Origin of the sequence: Dyella flagellata (genome assembly GCF_030160275.1) — a bacterium.
In the GTDB taxonomy this organism is placed as follows: domain Bacteria; phylum Pseudomonadota; class Gammaproteobacteria; order Xanthomonadales; family Rhodanobacteraceae; genus Dyella_B; species Dyella_B flagellata.
In genome coordinates this window covers 1-17,775 of record NZ_BSOA01000007.1, presented here as the reverse complement: position 1 = coordinate 17,775, position 17,775 = coordinate 1, and the positions used below count along the sequence as shown (strand labels likewise).

Annotated in this window: 13 protein-coding genes; 6 read left to right on the top strand and 7 right to left on the bottom strand. The window is 62.9% G+C overall.

Annotated features, from left to right (window positions below):
• Positions 1 to 114: 114 nt before the first annotated feature.
• From QQJ96_RS05565 to QQJ96_RS05550, 4 genes are read left to right on the top strand one after another with little or no spacing between them, the layout of a single operon-like run.
• On the top strand, positions 115 to 1,911 hold the full coding sequence (locus tag QQJ96_RS05565; protein WP_284330978.1) for an assimilatory sulfite reductase (NADPH) flavoprotein subunit: 1,797 nt from the start codon (positions 115 to 117) through the stop codon (positions 1,909 to 1,911).
• Positions 1,912 to 1,919: 8 nt separating this feature from the next.
• Positions 1,920 to 3,617, top strand: a complete 1,698-nt coding sequence (gene cysI / locus QQJ96_RS05560; protein ID WP_284330977.1) for an assimilatory sulfite reductase (NADPH) hemoprotein subunit — start codon at positions 1,920 to 1,922, stop codon at positions 3,615 to 3,617.
• Positions 3,614 to 4,336: a phosphoadenylyl-sulfate reductase gene (locus tag QQJ96_RS05555; RefSeq protein WP_284330976.1), complete on the top strand. Its 723-nt coding sequence runs from the start codon at positions 3,614 to 3,616 to the stop codon at positions 4,334 to 4,336. Before cysI ends, QQJ96_RS05555 begins: the two co-directional genes overlap by 4 nt.
• 52 nt (positions 4,337 to 4,388) lie before the next feature.
• A complete protein-coding gene (locus QQJ96_RS05550; RefSeq protein ID WP_284330975.1) occupies positions 4,389 to 6,134 on the top strand; it encodes a bifunctional sulfate adenylyltransferase/adenylylsulfate kinase in 1,746 nt (581 codons plus the stop codon).
• Positions 6,135 to 6,205: 71 nt separating this feature from the next.
• Here QQJ96_RS05550 and QQJ96_RS05545 read toward each other — a convergent pair whose 3' ends face one another.
• Positions 6,206 to 7,213, bottom strand: a complete 1,008-nt coding sequence (locus QQJ96_RS05545; RefSeq protein WP_284330974.1) for a LysR substrate-binding domain-containing protein — start codon at positions 7,211 to 7,213, stop codon at positions 6,206 to 6,208.
• 298 nt (positions 7,214 to 7,511) lie between these two features.
• Here QQJ96_RS05545 and cysG point away from each other — a divergent pair, with 298 nt between their 5' ends.
• Positions 7,512 to 8,897, top strand: coding sequence for a siroheme synthase CysG (gene cysG, locus QQJ96_RS05540; protein WP_284330973.1), 1,386 nt, complete (start codon positions 7,512 to 7,514; stop codon positions 8,895 to 8,897).
• A 285-nt stretch (positions 8,898 to 9,182) separates the two neighbouring features.
• Positions 9,183 to 11,042: an LTA synthase family protein gene (locus tag QQJ96_RS05535; protein WP_345782686.1), complete on the top strand. Its 1,860-nt coding sequence runs from the start codon at positions 9,183 to 9,185 to the stop codon at positions 11,040 to 11,042.
• 55 nt (positions 11,043 to 11,097) lie between these two features.
• Here the strand turns inward: QQJ96_RS05535 and QQJ96_RS05530 are convergent, their stop codons facing one another.
• From QQJ96_RS05530 to QQJ96_RS05505, 6 genes are all read right to left on the bottom strand, one after another.
• Positions 11,098 to 11,841: an MHYT domain-containing protein gene (locus QQJ96_RS05530; protein ID WP_284330971.1), complete on the bottom strand. Its 744-nt coding sequence runs from the start codon at positions 11,839 to 11,841 to the stop codon at positions 11,098 to 11,100.
• Between the two features lie 98 nt (positions 11,842 to 11,939).
• Entirely contained in the window at positions 11,940 to 12,695 is a 756-nt protein-coding gene (locus QQJ96_RS05525) for a hypothetical protein (RefSeq protein WP_284330970.1), read from the bottom strand.
• Between the two features lie 390 nt (positions 12,696 to 13,085).
• Positions 13,086 to 14,114 (bottom strand): M48 family metallopeptidase, encoded by a 1,029-nt coding sequence (locus QQJ96_RS05520; protein ID WP_284330969.1) that lies wholly within the window; start codon positions 14,112 to 14,114, stop codon positions 13,086 to 13,088.
• Positions 14,115 to 14,116: 2 nt separating this feature from the next.
• Positions 14,117 to 15,304 (bottom strand): YjgN family protein, encoded by a 1,188-nt coding sequence (locus QQJ96_RS05515; protein WP_284330968.1) that lies wholly within the window; start codon positions 15,302 to 15,304, stop codon positions 14,117 to 14,119.
• A gap of 157 nt (positions 15,305 to 15,461) precedes the next feature.
• Positions 15,462 to 17,102, bottom strand: a complete 1,641-nt coding sequence (groL, locus tag QQJ96_RS05510) for a chaperonin GroEL (protein ID WP_284330967.1) — start codon at positions 17,100 to 17,102, stop codon at positions 15,462 to 15,464.
• Positions 17,103 to 17,207: 105 nt separating this feature from the next.
• Complete coding sequence (locus QQJ96_RS05505; RefSeq protein WP_126686521.1) at positions 17,208 to 17,501, bottom strand: co-chaperone GroES; 294 nt, start codon at positions 17,499 to 17,501, stop codon at positions 17,208 to 17,210.
• Positions 17,502 to 17,775 lie beyond the last annotated feature (274 nt).

The following is a 17,775-nucleotide window of genomic DNA, read 5'->3' as shown; positions in this document are numbered from 1 at the left end:
GGAAAGGAGGGAATGGCATTGGGATATGCCAGCCCATCATTTCTTCGCCAAAAAACGAAGTCCTAACATCCCCTCACTCAGATGGACGTCTAAACGTCCAAGGATGTCCAATCCATGACCGCCGCCATCTTATCGCCATTGCCCGAAGACAAGCAGCCCCTGGTTGCGCGTCTGATCGACGGGCTGGAAGCGCCGACACTGCTGTGGCTCTCCGGCTATCTTGCGGGTGTCGCCGGTCAACGCCAGCTCACCGGCAAGGGGCCAGTCGCCGAACCCGCGGCGCCCGCCGAAACCCAAACCCGGCTCACCGTGCTGTATGGCAGCCAGACCGGCAACGCCAAGCGCCTGGCCGAGGATCTCGGGCGGCGCGCCTCCGCCGCCGGCCTTGCTGTTCGTATCGTTCGAGCCGATGCGTATGCGACGCGTGAACTGAAGCAGGAGCGCCTGCTCTACGTGGTGATCAGTACGCAAGGCGATGGCGAGCCGCCGGACGATTCACGCGCCCTGGTCGAGTTCCTCGCCAGCGCCCGTGCCCCCAAACTGGAATCACTGCGCTACGCGGTGCTTGGACTGGGCGACTCCAGCTATCCGAACTTTTGCGCCATCGGCCGCCAGCTCGATGAACGTCTTGCGGCGCTCGGCGCCCAGCGTCTCTTGGCAGCCGGTGAAGCGGATGTCGATCTGGAAAGCGTGGCGCAGCCATGGGCAGAGCAAGCGCTGCAGCAGGCCCGCGAGCAACTGAAGACCTCGGCACCGCTGGCCAAGGTCACCACCTTGCGTACGGCGCGCAGCACGCCGACGTGGCATCGCGAACAACCGTTCCCGGCGCCGCTGCTGCTCAATCAGCGCATAACCGGCCGTGGCAGCGATCGCGATGTGCGCCATCTGGAATTCTCGCTGGATGGCTCCGGCCTGCACTATGCGCCTGGCGACGCGCTCGGTATTTGGCCGACGCAATCTGCGGCGCTGGTCGAAGCCGTCTTGGGTACGTTGCGGCTCGATGGTGATGCTGCCGTTCGTATCGGCAGCGAAGAACATGCGTTGCACACGTGGTTGGCCGAGCATCGCGAACTGACCCAGCTCACGCGTCCTTTCTTCTCTGCGCATGCCGAGCACAGCGGCGATGCACAGTTGCGCGAGCTGCTGTTGCCCACGGCGCGCGACGCCCTGGCCGACCTGTTCTCGCGCTGGCAGGTGCTGGATCTGCTGCGCCGCCATCCCGCCGACTGGACCGCGGAATCGCTGGTCGCCGCACTGCGTCCGCTGGCGCCGCGCCTGTATTCCATCGCGTCTAGCCAGTCGGTGGTGGGCGACGAAGTGCATCTCACCGTCAGTCATGTCGACTATGCATTGGACGGCGAGGCGCGCTGGGGCGCAGCCAGCCGTTATCTCGCGCAACATGCGGAAGGCGAGAACGTACCGGTATTCATCGAGGCCAACGAACGTTTTCGCCTGCCCCAGGACGATCGCGACATCATCATGATCGGCGCGGGCACTGGTGTGGCGCCGTATCGTGCCTTTGTGCAGGAGCGCGCCGAGCGCGGCGCCGGTGGACGCAACTGGCTGGTGTTCGGCAACCCGCATTTCCATTCCGACTTCCTCTACCAGGTGGAATGGCAGCAGGCGCTCAAGAGCGGACAGCTGCATCGTATCGACCTGGCGTTCTCGCGCGACCAAGCCGAGAAAATCTATATCCAGCATCGACTGGTCGAACAGGGACGCCGGCTGTACGACTGGCTGGACGGCGGGGCACACCTGTATGTATGCGGCGACGCCAATCGAATGGCCAAGGACGTGCACAAAGCCCTGGTCGCCATCGTCGCCGAGCATGGCGCCCGCTCGAACGAAGCCGCCGAAGCCTGGCTGAGCCAGTTGATCCAGCAGGGCCGTTACGCCCGCGACGTGTATTGAGGCGTGCCATGAGCCAAGCGAATCTCTCCGATCTCGAACGCATCAAGGCGAACAGCCGCTTTCTGCGCGGCACCCTGGTGGAAAGCCTGGCCGACCCGGTGACGGGCGCGATCAGCGAGGACGACAACAAGTTGCTGAAGTTTCACGGCAGCTATCAACAGGACGATCGCGACCTGCGCGAGGAGCGCCGCAAGCAGAAGCTCGAACCGGCCTACCAGTTCATGGTGCGCGCACGACTGCCCGGCGGCGTGCTCAGCCCCGCGCAGTGGCTGTCGTTCGACCGGATCGTGCGCACTTGGGCCAACCACACGCTGCGCATCACCACCCGGCAGACGTTCCAGTTGCACGGCATCCTCAAGCATGACTTGAAACGCTCGATTGCCGCGATGAACCAGGCCTTGGTCAGCACGATCGCCGCTTGCGGCGACGTGAACCGCAATGTAGTCGCCAGCGTCAATCCGGTGCAGTCGCCGGCGCATCGCCTGGCTTATCACTGGGCCGAACGCTTGTCGGATCACCTGAAGCCGAAGACGCGCGCCTATCACGAGATATGGCTGGATGAAGAGCGGGTTGCCGGTGGCGAAGAAGAGAGCGAGCCGCTGTACGGCCCGACTTATCTGCCGCGCAAGTTCAAGATCGGCATCGCCGTGCCGCCCACCAATGACGTGGATGTATTCGCGCAGGATCTGGGTCTCATCGCCATTATCGATCGCGGCGAACTGCTCGGCTTCAACGTCTCCGTCGGCGGCGGCATGGGTGCCAGCCACGGAGATCCCAGCACTTATCCTCGCCTTGGCAGCGTGATCGGCTTCGTCGAGCCGGAGCAATTGCTGCGCACTGCCGAGGGCGTGATCGAAGTGCAACGCGATCATGGCGATCGCCAGGAACGCAAGCACGCACGCCTGAAATACACCATCGACCGGATGGGCGTGTCGGCGTTCAAGGCTGAGCTGGAACGGCGCCTGGGCTTCGCGCTGCAAGCCTCTCGCCCGTATCACTTCGACCATAACGGCGACCGCTACGGCTGGACCGAGGGTGACGATGGCCGTTGGCATCTTACCCTGCAGATCGAATCGGGCCGGCTGGCCGATCTTCCCGGACAGCCGCATTTGAGTGGCCTGCGCGCCATCGCCGAGGAGCACCAGGGCGATTTCCGCCTCACGTGCAACCAGAACCTGACCATCGCCAACGTGCCGCCGGCGCAACGCGAGCGCATCGACGCGCTGGTGGCCGAATACAAGCTGGACGGCTATCGCCGGCTCAGCGGCATCCGTCGCCACGCCGTGGCCTGCGTGGCCTTGCCGACCTGCGGCCTGGCCATGGCCGAAAGCGAGCGCTATCTGCCGCAATTGCTGCCCAAGCTGGAAGCCTTGCTAGAGCGTCATGGACTACGCGACGAACCGATCCTGCTGCGCCTTTCCGGGTGCCCGAATGGATGCTCGCGGCCGTACCTCGGCGAAATCGCGCTGGTGGGCCGTGCCATCGGCCGCTATGACTTGCGCCTGGGCGCCGACTTCGCCGGACGCAGGCTCAATCGCGCGGTGCGCGAGAACATCGACGAAGCGCAGATCCTCGCCGAACTGGATGGTTTATTTGCCCGCTATGCCGCCGAGCGGAACGAAGGCGAACACTTTGGCGACTTCCTTGTACGCAGCGGCGTATTGCCATCGGCGCGCCACGCTATCGACGCAGAGGTTTTCGCATGAACCTGCCCACGCCCGAGCAAGCGGCGCACGACCCGCGCGCACGCGACAAGCTCGAAGCCAAGCTGCTCGCGCTCGGCGCGGAAGCACGCGTTGATTGGGCGCTGGAACAGCTGCCCGGCCAGCACGTGCTCTCGTCCAGCTTCGGCGCGCAGTCGGCGGTGTCGCTGCACTTGCTGTCATTGCGCGCGCCAGGCATTCCAGTCATCGTCATCGACACCGGCTACCTGTTTCCCGAAACGTATCGCTTTATCGACGAATTGACCGAACGCCTTTCGCTCAATCTCCACGTTGTCCACCCTAGCCTTTCCTCCGCATGGCTCGAAGCCCGGCATGGCGAACTGTGGAACCAGGGGCGTGAAGGACTCGATCACTACAACCGGCTCGCCAAAGTGGAACCCATGCAGCGCGTCTTGACCGAGCTGGGCGCCGGCACGTGGTTCGCGGGCTTGCGCCGCCAGCAATCGTTGAGCCGCGCCGCAGCGCCGGTACTGGATCGCCGGCACGGACACTGGAAGGTGCACCCGATCGTCGACTGGACCGACCGCGACGTCGGCATGTACCTGCGCCGTCACGACCTGCCCTATCACCCCTTGTGGGACCAGGGTTACGTCTCGATCGGCGATACGCATACCACGCGCCGCTGGGAACCCGGCATGCGCGAGGAGGACACCCGCTTTTTCGGCATCAAGCGCGAATGCGGGTTGCATCTGGACGTGTAAGCGATACCCATAACACTCAAGAACCAAATACTGCCCGATTCAAGGAATCCCTATGAAAGCTCTCGCCGCCGAACTAGCTTCGGCCGAACTTGAAGCGCTGGTTGCGCCGCATGGCGGCGTGCTGCGCGAGCTGTATCTTCCGGCTGCCGAAGCCGAAGCGTTGAAGCGGCGCAGCGCGTCGCTGCCGCAGTGGACGCTCAATCAGCGCCAGCTGTGCGACCTGGAACTGCTGCTCAACGGCGGCTTCTCACCTCTGCAGGGTTTTCTGGGACGCGCCGACTACGATCGCGTGGTAAGCGAGATGCGGCTGGCGGACGGTAGCTTATGGCCGATCCCGATCACGCTCGACGTCGACGAAGCCTTTGCGGCGAAGTTGACGGAGAACGCTCAAATCAGCCTCAACGACACGCAGGGTACGCCGCTGGCGGTGCTGACGGTGGAAGACGTCTATTTTCCCGATCGCATCGCCGAAGCGCGCCAAGTTTTCGGCACTACCGATCGCACGCACCCAGGCGTAGCCGAACTGCTGGACCGCACCGGCTCGGTCTATCTGGGCGGACGCCTGCAAGGCATCCAGCCACCGGCGCATTACGATTTCTCCTCGCTGCGCCGTAGCCCGCGCGAATTGCGCGACTGGTTCCACCAGCATGGCTGGCATCGCATCGTGGCGTTCCAGACGCGCAACCCGATGCACCGCGCGCATCGCGAACTGACCTTGCGGGCAGCCGAACAAGTGGGTGCGAAGCTGCTGATTCAGCCATCGGTGGGGCGTACCAAGCCGGGCGATGTCGATCACTACACGCGGGTGCGCTGCTACCGCGCGCTGCTGAAGCATTATCCGCAAGATCACGCCACTCTTTCGCTGCTGCCGCTGGCGATGCGCATGGGCGGTCCGCGTGAAGCGCTGTGGCATGCGATCATCCGCAAGAACTATGGCGCCAGCCACTTCATCGTCGGACGCGATCATGCCGGTCCAGGCAAGGATTCGCAGGGCAAGCCGTTCTACGATCCCTACGCCGCGCAGCATCTGCTGGCCAGGCACCAGGCTGAACTGGGCATCGAGATCGTGCCCTTCCCGGCCATGGTCTACGCCGCCAATCGCGATGTTTATGTGCCGCAAACGGAAGTGCAGCCGGAAGACGAAGTGCGCGACATCTCCGGCACCGAGTTGCGGCGCCGGCTGCAGACCGGTGAAGCGATCCCCGAATGGTTCACCTTTCCGGACGTGGTGAAGATCCTGCGCGAACGTCACCCGGCCCAGCAACGACAGGGATTTTCGCTGTTCTTCACCGGCCTTTCCGGCTCAGGCAAATCCACGCTCGCGCAAGCCGTATTGGCGCGCCTGCTGGAGACCAGCAGCCGTCCCGTGACCATCCTGGATGGCGATGAAGTGCGCCGGCATTTGTCGAAGGGGCTCGGGTTTTCGCGCGAGGATCGCGACGCCAACATCACCCGCATCGGCTTCGTCGCCAGCGAAGTGGTGCGCCATGGCGGCATTGTGATCTGCGCGCCGATCGCACCCTACGCCAGTGCACGCACCGAGGCGCGACAACTGGTGGAAGCGCATGGACGCTTCGTGGAAATCCATGTCTCTACGCCGCTGGAGATCTGCGAAGCGCGCGACCGCAAGGGCCTGTATGCGGCAGCCCGCGCCGGCAAGATCAAGGGCTTCACCGGCATCGACGATCCCTACGAAACGCCGGTGGCGCCGGAGCTGCGCATCGATACCAGCCAGGTATCGGTGAGCGAAGCGGCCGACAAGGTATGGGAGTGGCTGCAAACCCAGGCGCTGGCTTAGACCTTTGGTAGGCTGGGATGACAATCCCAGCATCGGGATGCCATGGAGAAAGCTGGGATTAGCATCCCAGCCTACGCCGCGCGATTCACCGTACGTCGCACGTTGCGCTGCTGAAGCTCGCTCCATAGCGGAGCCGTCGGCCACTTCGGCTCGGCGTAGCCCGCCACGACCCGGCGCAATTCCGCCTCATCGACCTGCGGCGCCACCAGACGCGCGAATTGCGCCACGTAGCTGCGCAGCACATGGTCACGGCGCAGCACCATCCAGCTGGTGCAGACCGGCAACAAGGTATCGATATCGAGCGTGACCAGCTCGCGCGTATCGGCCGGGGTGATCGCCATTTCGGCCAGGATGCCCACGCCCAGGCCAGCGAGCACGTAGGTTTTGATGAGATCAGCGTCTACCGAGGTGCAGGCGATGCGCGGGTTCAGGTCCACCGCCGAAAACGCCCTGCGCAAGGAGGATTCAGGCTGCAGAGAGGATTCGTAGCTGACCAGCGGGTATTCGGCCAGGTCCTGGATTCGCAGGGGGCGCCCAAGCTTGGCCAACGGATGGCCATTGGGCACGACGGCACGGCGGTACCAGCGGAACAAAGGCACCGCGATGCCGCCCTCCGGCGCCTGGCCGCTGGTGCTGACGATCGCCAGGTCTACCTCGCCGCTTTCGAACAGGCTGATGATGCGGCCTTCGCCTTGCGGGCGAATGTGCACACCCAGCTCGGGGTAATGCTGCTTCAGGCGGGCGATGGCCTCAGGCAGGACGAAGCGTGCCTGGGTGTGCGTGGTCGCCACCGACAGCTCGCCCTGCGCTTCTTCGCGCAGGTTGGCGGCCAATGCGCGGATGTTGCGCGCCTCGTGCAGGATGGTGCGAGCCCGTTCCAGCACCTGTGCGCCGGCCGGGGTAACCGCATCCAGGCTCTTGCCACGGCGGGTGAACACCTGGAAACCCAACTCGCCCTCCAGCTGCTTGAGCTGCTTGCTGATGCCGGACTGGGTGGCATGGACGTTGTCGGCGGCAAGGGTGATGTTAAGGCCGGCGTCGGCGATGGCGACGATGTAGCGAAGTTGCGTAAGGGTCATGAGATCGGCTCCGGAGAAAATCGCGTGCAGGGCTGTGCTTGACGCAGGCCAAAACACATACAGCTTACGAACCACCCTGAACGGCGTTTCATCACGATCTCCACACACTTGCCGGCCTCTGTGCCGGTGGTCGATCGACCTTAACACAGCGTTATTTGGACGTCTATACATCTATAAGTCCCTGCTTTTGGACGGCGAAACCTATGCCAAACAGCCATATCTTCCGTCTCAGCAGCCATTTCCCATCACTGCCGAGCAGCGTTAGCGTGACAGTCCATAGATCCCTTTCGGACGCCCCATGCCGCTTTACCCGCTTTTCGCCGATCTTCGCGACCGTCATGTGCTGGTGGTGGGTGGTGGCGACGCCGCGGTCCGCAGAAGCGCCCTGTTGCTGAAGGCTGGCGCCAGGGTCACCGTAGGCGCCCCGGTGCTGGCGCCCGAATTGCGGGAATGGGCCAAACAGGGACGCATCACCTGGCATGCGGGCGCCTATCAGGCCAACTGGCTCGATCAGACATGGCTGGTGATTGCCGCCACCCGTTCTCGCCCACTCAACGCGCGCATCGCCGGCGATGGCCACGCCAGGCAGCGGCTGGTGAATGTGGTGGACGATCCGGCGCTATCCAGCTTCCAGGTGCCGGCCTTGATCGATCGCTCCCCCTTGCTGGTAGCGATCTCCGGCGGAGGAACCGCGCCGATGCTGGTGCGCCGCCTGCGTGAACGCATCGAACGCCTGCTCGATCCCGCGCTCGGATCGCTACCGCAGCTTGTGCATCGTTATCGCGCGCGCATACACGCACGCCGGCGTTTTCATGCCAGTTCGACACCTGGGTCAGTGCGCATGGCGCCGCTTGCGCGAGCGCAAAATCAGCTCGCTACGGCACAAGCATGCGGCTCGGTCATCCTTGTCGGCGCCGGTCCGGGCAATCCCGACTTGCTTACCCTGCGTGCCCTGCGTGCCTTGAACGAAGCCGACGTGATACTGCACGATGCATTGATCAGCGAGCCTATCCTTGACCTCGCACGCCCCGATGCCGAACGCATTGCCGTCGGCAAGCGCGGCGGCGCCATGCATACGCCACAGGCAAGCATTCATGCGCTGCTGCTCGAACATGCACGCGCGGGAAAGCGCGTTGTGCGCTTGAAAGGCGGCGATCCTTTCGTGTTCGGCCGCGGTGGCGAAGAACTTCAATACCTGCGCGAACATGGCATCGCCTACGAAGTCGTGCCGGGCATTTCAGCTGCGCTTGCTTGTGCCGCGTACAGCGGCGTGCCGCTGACGCATCGCGATTGCGCCCAATCCGTGCGCCTGGTCACCGCGCACTGCCAGCAATCCTTGAACACGCTGGACTGGTCGGACCTGGCACGCGAACGGCAGACGCTCGCGATCTACATGGGCGTGAGCCAGCTCGATGAACTTGCCCGGCAATTGCTCGCCCACGGACGTGCTGCCGCAACGCCCTTCGCATTGATCGAGAATGGCTCGTTGCCGCAGCAGCGCACCCTGACCGGCACACTGCATGAGTTGCCTGCTCTAGCGACACGCCACGCCATTCAGGCGCCTGCCCTGCTCATTCTTGGCGAGGTGGCCGCGCAGGCGAACGCCTCGCACTGGTATGGCGAACTGCTCGGCGCGACGCCACCAAGTTTCACCTTGGCCAGCCCCCTGGCTGATGCGGCATAGGCTGGGATGCCAATCCCAGCTTGCCATGGGGATCCCGATGCTGGGATTGGCATCCCAGCCTACATAGGCCAAATAGGCCTTCATCGGGCGATGACGGCGCGGCGCGGTTTCCTTCGCCTTGCTGAAAACCAGCGCAAACCGGCATGAACCCGTACTGACCCCGGCCGGTCAGCTGACAACCGATTCATGACAGGTACGTTACAGTCCGAACTCCCCCAAGATGACGGGTCTTAAGCCTGTATGACCCTGGCTCCCCCCACCCTGCTGTCAAAACGATCCGTGGCCGTGCGCGCCATCCTGGTGCTGGCGCTGTCGGCCGCCTTCGTCCTGCTCACCGGCCTGCTTGACGGCAACGACGGCGTGGCGGCGTCCCAACTGGTTGCACAACCCGCCTTCCCGCTGGCCAATGCCATGCCAGGCCTGATGCTGGCGTTGCTGTTGCTGGTACTGACCCGGCGCAGCTTGCTGTCGTTCGGCCTCGCCTACCTGATGCAAGGCGCCATGTACGGGGTAAACGCCCTGAAGGTGGCCAATCTTGGCACGCCGTTGCTGCCGGCCGACTTCCGCATGGTGGATCAGTTGCACAAGGGCGGCCTGCATGTGCTGGGCAGCTATCTGCCACATGGCCCATGGCCTTACCTGGCGTTGCTGGGCGGCATCACGCTGGTCGCGGCCATCTGGCGTTACGAGCCGCCGCTGTTCGCCGAGCGCACCGGCGGCCGGCGCATGGTGACCGGTACGCTGCTGGGCGTGACCCTGGCCACCCTGGTGCTGGGCATGCCGGGCTGGCGCAATGTCTACAACGGCCACAAGCTGTGGATGGAACCCTGGTCGGCCACCGCCACCGCCAGCCATTCCGGCCTGGTCAGCTCGCTGGTGATGTTCCATTTGCAGGACCGCAACAGCAAGCAGAAAGCCGATCCCAACGCCGTGAACAATCTGCTGCAGACCACTGGCGATGCAGTGCGCGCGCGCATGCAAGCTGTTGCGGATCCGGCTACAGCCCTGCCCGATATCGTGGTCATTCAGAGCGAATCGTTCTTCGATCCGCGCATAATGCGAGGCTACGAAAACGCCAAGCTCACGCCTAATCTCGACCGCCTCGCCGCCGAAGGCATGAGCGGTCCGCTGCACGTTCCCACCTATGGCGGCGGCACCATCCGTACCGAATTCGAAGTGCTCACCGGATTGTCGCTGCGCTATTTCAAAAACATGCAGTTCCCGTATCTGCAAATGCACGACAAAGTGGTGCCGAGCATGGTGCGAGGCTTGCGCGCGCACGGCTACGAGACCGTGGCCATCCACGGCAACGATCCCACGTTCTGGAACCGCAACACCGCTTTCAAGGCCCTGGGCTTCGATCGTTTCACGTCACAGTCGAGCTTTCCTGCCAACGCGGCGATGGACGGCAAGTACATGGCCGACAGTGCGATGACCGACGAGATCATGGCGCAATTGAAGGATTACGGTCCGCCCCAGTTCCTGTTCGCCATCAGCCTGGAAGCGCATGGACCGTATGACGTGCCGCCGAAGGATGTCGCTGCGCGCAACGCAATCCTGGTGCCTGCCGCGGTCAACACCAAGGACAAGACCGAGGTGCAGACCTACCTGTATCACATGCAGCACGCGGATGCCGAACTAGGCCGCCTGGCCGACCTGCTCGCCAAACGCAACCGTCCCACCCTGCTGCTGTTCTACGGCGACCATTTGCCGGGCCTTACCGGAGCCTATCGCGCGACGGGTTTCGTCGATGGGCAGGACATGCTTGCGCAGGCAGGCACGTGGCTGCTGGTGGATCCACGCAATCCTGGGCAGCCGCAACGCATCGATATGGCATCGTGGATGTTGCCGGGCCTGTTGCTGGAACGCGCTGGCATCCATGACGACGCGTACTTCGCGCTGACGCAAGTGCTGGCGCCGTCGCTGGCCGATCTCACTCGCGCGCCCGGCGCGATACCGCCTGCTGTCGACAATCAACAGCAGCTGTTCGACCAGGACATGGCCAGCGTTGCCGTCTTGCGCATGAAGGGCAAGCTCGACCGGCTGCTGCCCGCCAGCCTGTTGCCCGCCAACACCGTGGTGGCGAAACAGGACCGAGACTCATCGAATGTTAAAGCTGCCGCAGCCATCGGCATGCATCACTAGAAACATGCATCACTGGAAAAGGGGGAACGGGAAAAACACCCGCTCCCCTCTGCCATTAGATGGTGATCGCTGCCCGCCGCTGCTGCCGCTTGTAATGGACGATCAGGGCTGCCGCCAGCAACACCAGGGCTACCACGAAAATGGTCATGCCTAGATAGTCGCCGCGCATGCCGTGGGCAAAGCCCGCCGGCTGTTGCCCACCGTTGTCATCGATATTGAACGCGGCCATGCCGGTGTAATGCATGCCGCATACGGCAATCCCCATCACCAGCGCGCTGCCGATCATCTGCACGCGGCCGCGCAGATGGAAAGCCAGCCACAGCGCGACGATCGAGGCCACGATAGCGATGAACAGCGAGCTTGCAACCAGGTTCATGTCATACGTCGCATAGGCCGCCATCATCACTGCCGCCATGCCCAGGTAGTGCATGCCGGTGACGCCCAGGCCCATGCAGATGCCTGCCGCGGCGAGCTTGGCCCAGCTGAAGGCGCCACTGCTGGCGATGAACAGGCCCAGCGAACAGGCGACGAAGGCGATGATGGCCGACAGCGCGGTGAGCACAGGGTCGTAAGTCACCGGCATCCCCATATCGCAGGCGAGCATGGCAATGAAATGCATGGCCCAGATCGCTCCCACGCCCATGGCCGCACCCGACGCCAGCACTGCCGCCATGCGCTGGCGCGATGTACTCGCCAAGGGAATGACTACGGCCAGTTGCAGGGCGGTAAACGATCCGAGCACGGATATCAGGTACGAGAGCAGGACCAGCCAGGTGTTGTAATGCTGATGATCAGGCACGGCTACTACCTCCGGTGGCATTGACGTGTACCGCGTTTTTTACTTCCCCCTGTTGCCGGACTGGTCCCTCAGCCACAACCGGACAGCTGACGCCCGCCTCAATGCGAAACTTCAAGTACGCAATCGGCCGTGCCATGGTTGCTGCGGCAATGCAGACTGCGCACGAATACGCTCTGCGGCGCGGATGACGCGCCGAGCATGCCTTCGAGATAGCCGCAAAAGAATTTGCACCCTGACTGGCCGCCCCGCGGGCACATCGGGCTGTCCTGCATATGCAATTGGCGATCGCGCACCTCGACCGCCACCAGCGAACGCAAGGCAGGCACCGCGATGCGCTTGATCGCATCGGCCAGACCCAGCTTGCCGCCTGCCTCATAGTCGCGCTTGAACACCCACACTCCGGTGCGCCGGCCGGCCAGCAACAACGATGCTTCGCGCGCCTCGGCGGCGACTTCATGCTCCAACGCGAGCAGCCACGGATAGATCTTCGGATAATCACGGGCAAGCTGAGGCAGCATGCTCTCGACCCTTTGCACATCGGGCCCGACAGGGCTGATCGAGACAGGTGCCGAACCAATTGCTGGCGCGCACGACGTTGCAGCTTGTGTAACAGCGCCGTGTGTCAGCAGCCTTGCCTCGAAGCTCAGGACACGATCATGCGTGGCCAGCACTTCCTCGATGCCAAGCTGTTTCGCTGGCTCGCCACGCACGACCATGACCAGCCATGCGCCTTGATGATCCTGATATACGCGCTGGCGCAGCAGCGTAAAGCCATTGGCGACCACCACGTGGCCTAGCTCCACCAACAGGCCTTCGCGGCGACTGGACAGGATCTGGATTTCCAGCTCGACCATCGAATGAAGCTCTCCCTGTTTTGCACATCCTCGCAAACGGAGTGAAATTTACGCTGAGCGGCCACCACAAGAAACGTGATCGAACTCCCAAAAGCCGACATGCGCGGCGGAGTCAATACCCGTTTTCGGCATGACGAAGGTTTGTAGGCTGGGATGACAATCCTGAGGTATCCCCACGTTTTTCCTTTAGCTGCATACGTGCCCCAAATGCCGTCATTCCCGCGAAAGCGGGAATCCATTTTCAGGATGCATCAGAGCGAGATGGATTCCCGCTTTCGCGGGAATGACGGCCCGTTTCTTTGGATGTCAGCGGGCTAAAACGCAGCTGCCTGATTTTTACGGGATCCAAGAGCAAAAAACGTGGGGATACCTCAGGATGACAATCCCAGCCTACAACTTGCGAAATTGGCGCGAGGCCGCTTCCGCCTTCGCGATCCGCTCCGCATCCAGGGGATGGTTGGACATATAGCGGACCTCACGCCCGTCGGCCGCACCCGGATGGGCTCGCTCCAGCGCATGCATGGCGTCGGCAAAGGCGATCGGATCGATGCCTTGCCGCGCCAGCGCCTGGAAGGCGAAATCGTCGGCATCGGCTTCAAACGCGCGCGAGTAATGGTTGTTCAGCAGGAAAGTCGGCACGGCGGCGCTGATCCCGCTCAATGAAGTCACATCGCCGAACGCCATACTGATCATCACCGTCAAGCCCACGTTGCGCATGACTTCGCGCATCTGGTGATGGTACGCCAGATGGCCCAGTTCATGGGCAGACACGGCGATAAAGGATGCGTCGTCGGGTAAGGCCTTCAGGAGGGTATCGGTAAACACCACGGTGCCGTCAGGCAAGGCAAACGCATTGGCGCCTATCGACGGCGAATCGTAGATGGCGAGATGAACGGCGGGCAGTCCGGTGACGTTGCGCGAAAACCGGTCGAACAGCTCGCGCAGGTGCGCTTGCCGTTCGGCTGGCAGATGGCTTGGCAACAGCATGCGGCCGCGCATCAAAGTCAGGGCCTGCTGGCCCATCGCCACGTCCATGCGCTGCGGCATGCGGGCAGCGATGCGATCGGCCATCCACGGCATGCCGTATTCCAGCCAACCGAACAGACTCAAGCCGATGACCAGCACGCTGGCCAAGGCAACCCAGCGCTTGCGTTCCAACCAATCGACCAGCGTTTCGATGCGATGCCGGCCACGCAACCAGTCACCCGGCATATCGTCATGGGCGATCTGCAACTGCGCACCGTTCGGCAAACGCAGCGTAAATGGCACACCGATCATGCGCGCACTGACGTTCACCTGTACAAGCTGCGCAGCGCCTTGCACGTCATCGCCACGCCAGCTGAGCTGATCGCCTTCCAGCATGACCTGCACGCGCCGTATGCGGGTACTCCGCCCGTCGTGATACTCGCCACTCACCATGCTTAAAGCCCGATGTCGAAGCCCAGCAGACTGTCGACCTCGGCACCCACGGCGCCCACGCGAGTCCGGCGAGAGGAGGTTTGCACGAAGTCATCCAGGCTGCCCGTGCCCTCCAGCCGCAAATGTTCCGCGCGATAACGAGCCACCCGGATAACGGCCCAAGGCGTGGCCAAGCCCAGTGTGCAGATGATCGCCGCCGCATTGACGAAGTAGATGCGCAGCATGTCCCCATAACTCAACGAGGACTCCAACTGGAACGGCCCGATGCTGGTGTGGTTGTAGAGCGCATTGGTCATGCGCACCCGGATGTACGCCCAGATCGCCAGATTGATCGGCCCGGCATAGAGATAGCTCAGCGCCTTGACGGTCAGGGGATGCTGGTGCAATTCCGCCGGCGTCCAGCCCAAGGACCGCTGTATCTCGAACACGAGAATGGCCGCGGGAATCGCGCTCAATATGTAAATGCCCAACACCCGGCGATAAATGCGGCGATACACCTTGGCATCGAAGCGAAAGTGGAAAGCCTTGCCGCCGAAGCAATGCTGCTCGGCCATCCATTGTTGCTGCTTGCCCCTTACCCAGGGATAGAGCATGAACTGGAACACGAACAGGCCGATTATGATCAGCAGCGCGGCGATGATTTGATGCCCGTTGGTGATCAACAGCTTCATCGCCACCAGCGCGAATACCGCCATCACCGCATAAATCACCAGATACCATTTATAGGCGCCGACATAATCGTCTTCGTAGCGGAAATTCACGCCACGCCAGGCCGAGTAGCGAGCGCGGAACATCAAACCCCTGACGATGAACCATGGCATCAAAAGGCCGATCACGCCGATGCAGACGGCCAGCAAACGCAGGGAAACGTGCGGCGCAAGCGCAAGAATGGCCACCAGGGCGGCAGCCAGCAAGCGGCCACGCAAAATCGGCATGGGCTCGGCCAGGTACTCGAAACGCGAGCCGCCCAGCGTGGTATTGGCGTACATGTAGCGCCTGGTGCGCACCGAGGCCCAAGCCGAATAGACGCCTAGCGTAACGATGCTCAGCGCGACATTGACGATCCAGATGCGGAAGTAGTCGCGGGTATTGCCGTGGAATTCAAATACCGCCCGGCCGTGGCTGCCTTCGAAGACGGTGTCCTCGATCTCCGGCAGGAAAATATGCGCGGCGTTCCCTTGGTTGTGCATGTCCCTTCCCCTGTTCGATGCCGCTCTCCCGCGGCAAGGCCGAGTGTAACGGCAAAATGTGCTCTGCGTCACACTACCGGGGAAGTCACGCTATCAGGGAAAAAGAAAACCCCGCTGACGCGGGGCTTTCTTCGACACTTTGCGCGGGAAGACGGACTTAGAAGTCCATGCCGCCCATGCCGCCCATGCCACCGGCCGGGGCATGGTTGTGCTCTTCCTTCTTCGGCAGCTCGGCCACCATCGCTTCGGTGGTGATCGCCAGGCCAGCGACCGACGAAGCGTACTGCAGCGCCGAACGGGTGACCTTGGTCGGATCCAGGATGCCGAACTCGACCATGTCGCCGAACTCGCCGGTGGCGGCGTTGTAGCCGTAGTTGCCGTTGCCTTCCTTGACCTGGTTGACGATCACGGACGGCTCGGCGCCGGCGTTGGCAACGATCTCACGCAGCGGCGCTTCCAGCGCGCGGCGGGTGATCGCGATGCCGAGGTTCTGGTCTTCGTTGTCGCCCTTCAGGTTGTCGGTGGCCTTCAGCGCACGGATCAGTGCGACGCCGCCACCCGGGACCACGCCTTCTTCCACCGCAGCGCGCGTAGCGTGCAGGGCGTCTTCGACGCGAGCCTTCTTTTCCTTCATTTCGACTTCGGTCGCGGCACCGACCTTGATCACTGCCACGCCGCCAGCCAGCTTGGCCACGCGTTCCTGCAGCTTCTCGCGGTCGTAGTCGGAGGTGGTCTCCTCGATCTGCGCCTTGATCTGCTTGATGCGGGCCTGGATCTTCTCCGCTTCGCCGGCGCCGTCGATGATGGTGGTGTTTTCCTTGGTCACCACGATCTTCTTCGCGCGGCCCAGATCGGCCACGGTGGCCTTTTCGAGCTGCAGGCCCACTTCTTCGGAGATGACCTGGCCGTTGGTGAGGATGGCCATGTCCTCCAGCATCGCCTTGCGGCGGTCACCGAAGCCCGGGGCCTTCACAGCGGCAACCTTGACGATGCCGCGGATGGTGTTGACCACCAGGGTGGCCAGCGCCTCGCCTTCCACTTCCTCGGCCACGATCAGCAGCGGCTTGCCGGCCTTGGCCACGCCTTCCAGCACCGGCAGCAGCTCGCGCACGTTGGAGATCTTCTTGTCGTACAGCAGGATGAACGGGTCTTCCAGCTCGACCTGCTGGCTCTGCTGGTTGTTGATGAAGTAGGGCGAGAGGTAGCCGCGGTCGAACTGCATGCCTTCCACCACGTCCAGTTCGTTCTCCAGGCCCGAACCTTCCTCGACCGTGATCACGCCTTCCTTGCCGACCTTCTTCATCGCGGTGGCGATGATGTCGCCGATGGCGACGTCGGAGTTGGCGGAGATGGTGCCGACCTGGGCGATCGCCTTGTCGTCAGCGGTGGGCTTGGACAGCTTCTTCAGCTCTTCCACCGAGGCGTGCACGGCCTTGTCGATGCCGCGCTTCAGGTCCATCGGGTTGATGCCGGCGGCCACGGCCTTCATGCCCTCGCGGATGAACGCCTGGGCCAGCACGGTGGCGGTGGTGGTGCCGTCACCGGCGTTGTCGGAGGTCTTGGAAGCGGCTTCCTTGACGATCTGGGCGCCCATGTTCTCGTACGGATCGGCCAGCTCGATTTCCTTGGCGACGGAGACGCCGTCCTTGGTCACGGTGGGAGCGCCGAAGCTCTTCTGGAGCACGACGTTGCGGCCCTTCGGGCCGAGGGTGACCTTGACCGCGTTGGCCAGGGTGTTTACGCCCTTGAGGATGCGCGAGCGGGCGTCTTCGCCGAAGCGGACTTCTTTGGCTGCCATAACTATTGCCTCAAATTTTTAGTGAATACGGAAAATCTTGCGGTAGGACTTCGGAAGGAGCCGAAGGCGACTGGGTGCGCGCTTTTGACTGCGCGCCAACCCCCATCAGCCCTCAAGCACCGCCACGATGTCGTCTTCCTTCAGGAAGACCAGCTCTTCGCCGTCGATCTTGATTTCCTGGCCGGCATACTTGCCGAACAGCACGGTTTCGCCGGCCTTGACCGACATCGGGCGAACCTTGCCGTCTTCCAGGATGCGGCCTTCACCGGCGGCGACGACCTTGCCGCGGGTCTGCTTTTCGGTAGCGCTATCGGGGATGACGATGCCGCCGGCGGAGACACGCTCCTCCTCCAGGCGCTTGACGATGACGCGATCGTGCAGCGGACGCAGTTTGCTCATGAGATGAACTCCAGCTTTGGGTATGAAAAAAGGGATGCCCCGGGCCGGCCTTGGCGCCTTTGTTAGCACTCGAGGTATACGAGTGCCAATTCTAGTCACCAAAAAAACCCCTGCAATAGGGGCCGACCAGGTCGTGCAAGGGTTATGGGGGGCCAGGGAGGGCTTTCAAGGGCAGGACAATAGAACGATGCGGTTTGGAAATGGCTAGGGACGCTCTGATCTATTCCACGTACCCGTCACCGCACTGTATGCGCGCCTCGCAGCGACCCAGTGG

Excerpts from the sequence above, each read along its gene's own strand:
- QQJ96_RS05565 (WP_284330978.1), top strand. The coding sequence starts at position 115 with ATGACCGCCGCCATCTTATCGCCATTGCCCGAAGACAAGCAGCCCCTG.
- cysI (WP_284330977.1), top strand. The coding sequence starts at position 1,920 with ATGAGCCAAGCGAATCTCTCCGATCTCGAACGCATCAAGGCGAACAGC.
- QQJ96_RS05555 (WP_284330976.1), top strand. The coding sequence starts at position 3,614 with ATGAACCTGCCCACGCCCGAGCAAGCGGCGCACGACCCGCGCGCACGC.
- QQJ96_RS05550 (WP_284330975.1), top strand. The coding sequence starts at position 4,389 with ATGAAAGCTCTCGCCGCCGAACTAGCTTCGGCCGAACTTGAAGCGCTG.
- QQJ96_RS05545 (WP_284330974.1), bottom strand. The coding sequence starts at position 7,213 with ATGACCCTTACGCAACTTCGCTACATCGTCGCCATCGCCGACGCCGGC.
- cysG (WP_284330973.1), top strand. The coding sequence starts at position 7,512 with ATGCCGCTTTACCCGCTTTTCGCCGATCTTCGCGACCGTCATGTGCTG.
- QQJ96_RS05525 (WP_284330970.1), bottom strand. The coding sequence starts at position 12,695 with ATGGTCGAGCTGGAAATCCAGATCCTGTCCAGTCGCCGCGAAGGCCTG.
- QQJ96_RS05520 (WP_284330969.1), bottom strand. The coding sequence starts at position 14,114 with ATGGTGAGTGGCGAGTATCACGACGGGCGGAGTACCCGCATACGGCGC.
- QQJ96_RS05515 (WP_284330968.1), bottom strand. The coding sequence starts at position 15,304 with ATGCACAACCAAGGGAACGCCGCGCATATTTTCCTGCCGGAGATCGAG.
- groL (WP_284330967.1), bottom strand. The coding sequence starts at position 17,102 with ATGGCAGCCAAAGAAGTCCGCTTCGGCGAAGACGCCCGCTCGCGCATC.
- QQJ96_RS05505 (WP_126686521.1), bottom strand. The coding sequence starts at position 17,501 with ATGAGCAAACTGCGTCCGCTGCACGATCGCGTCATCGTCAAGCGCCTG.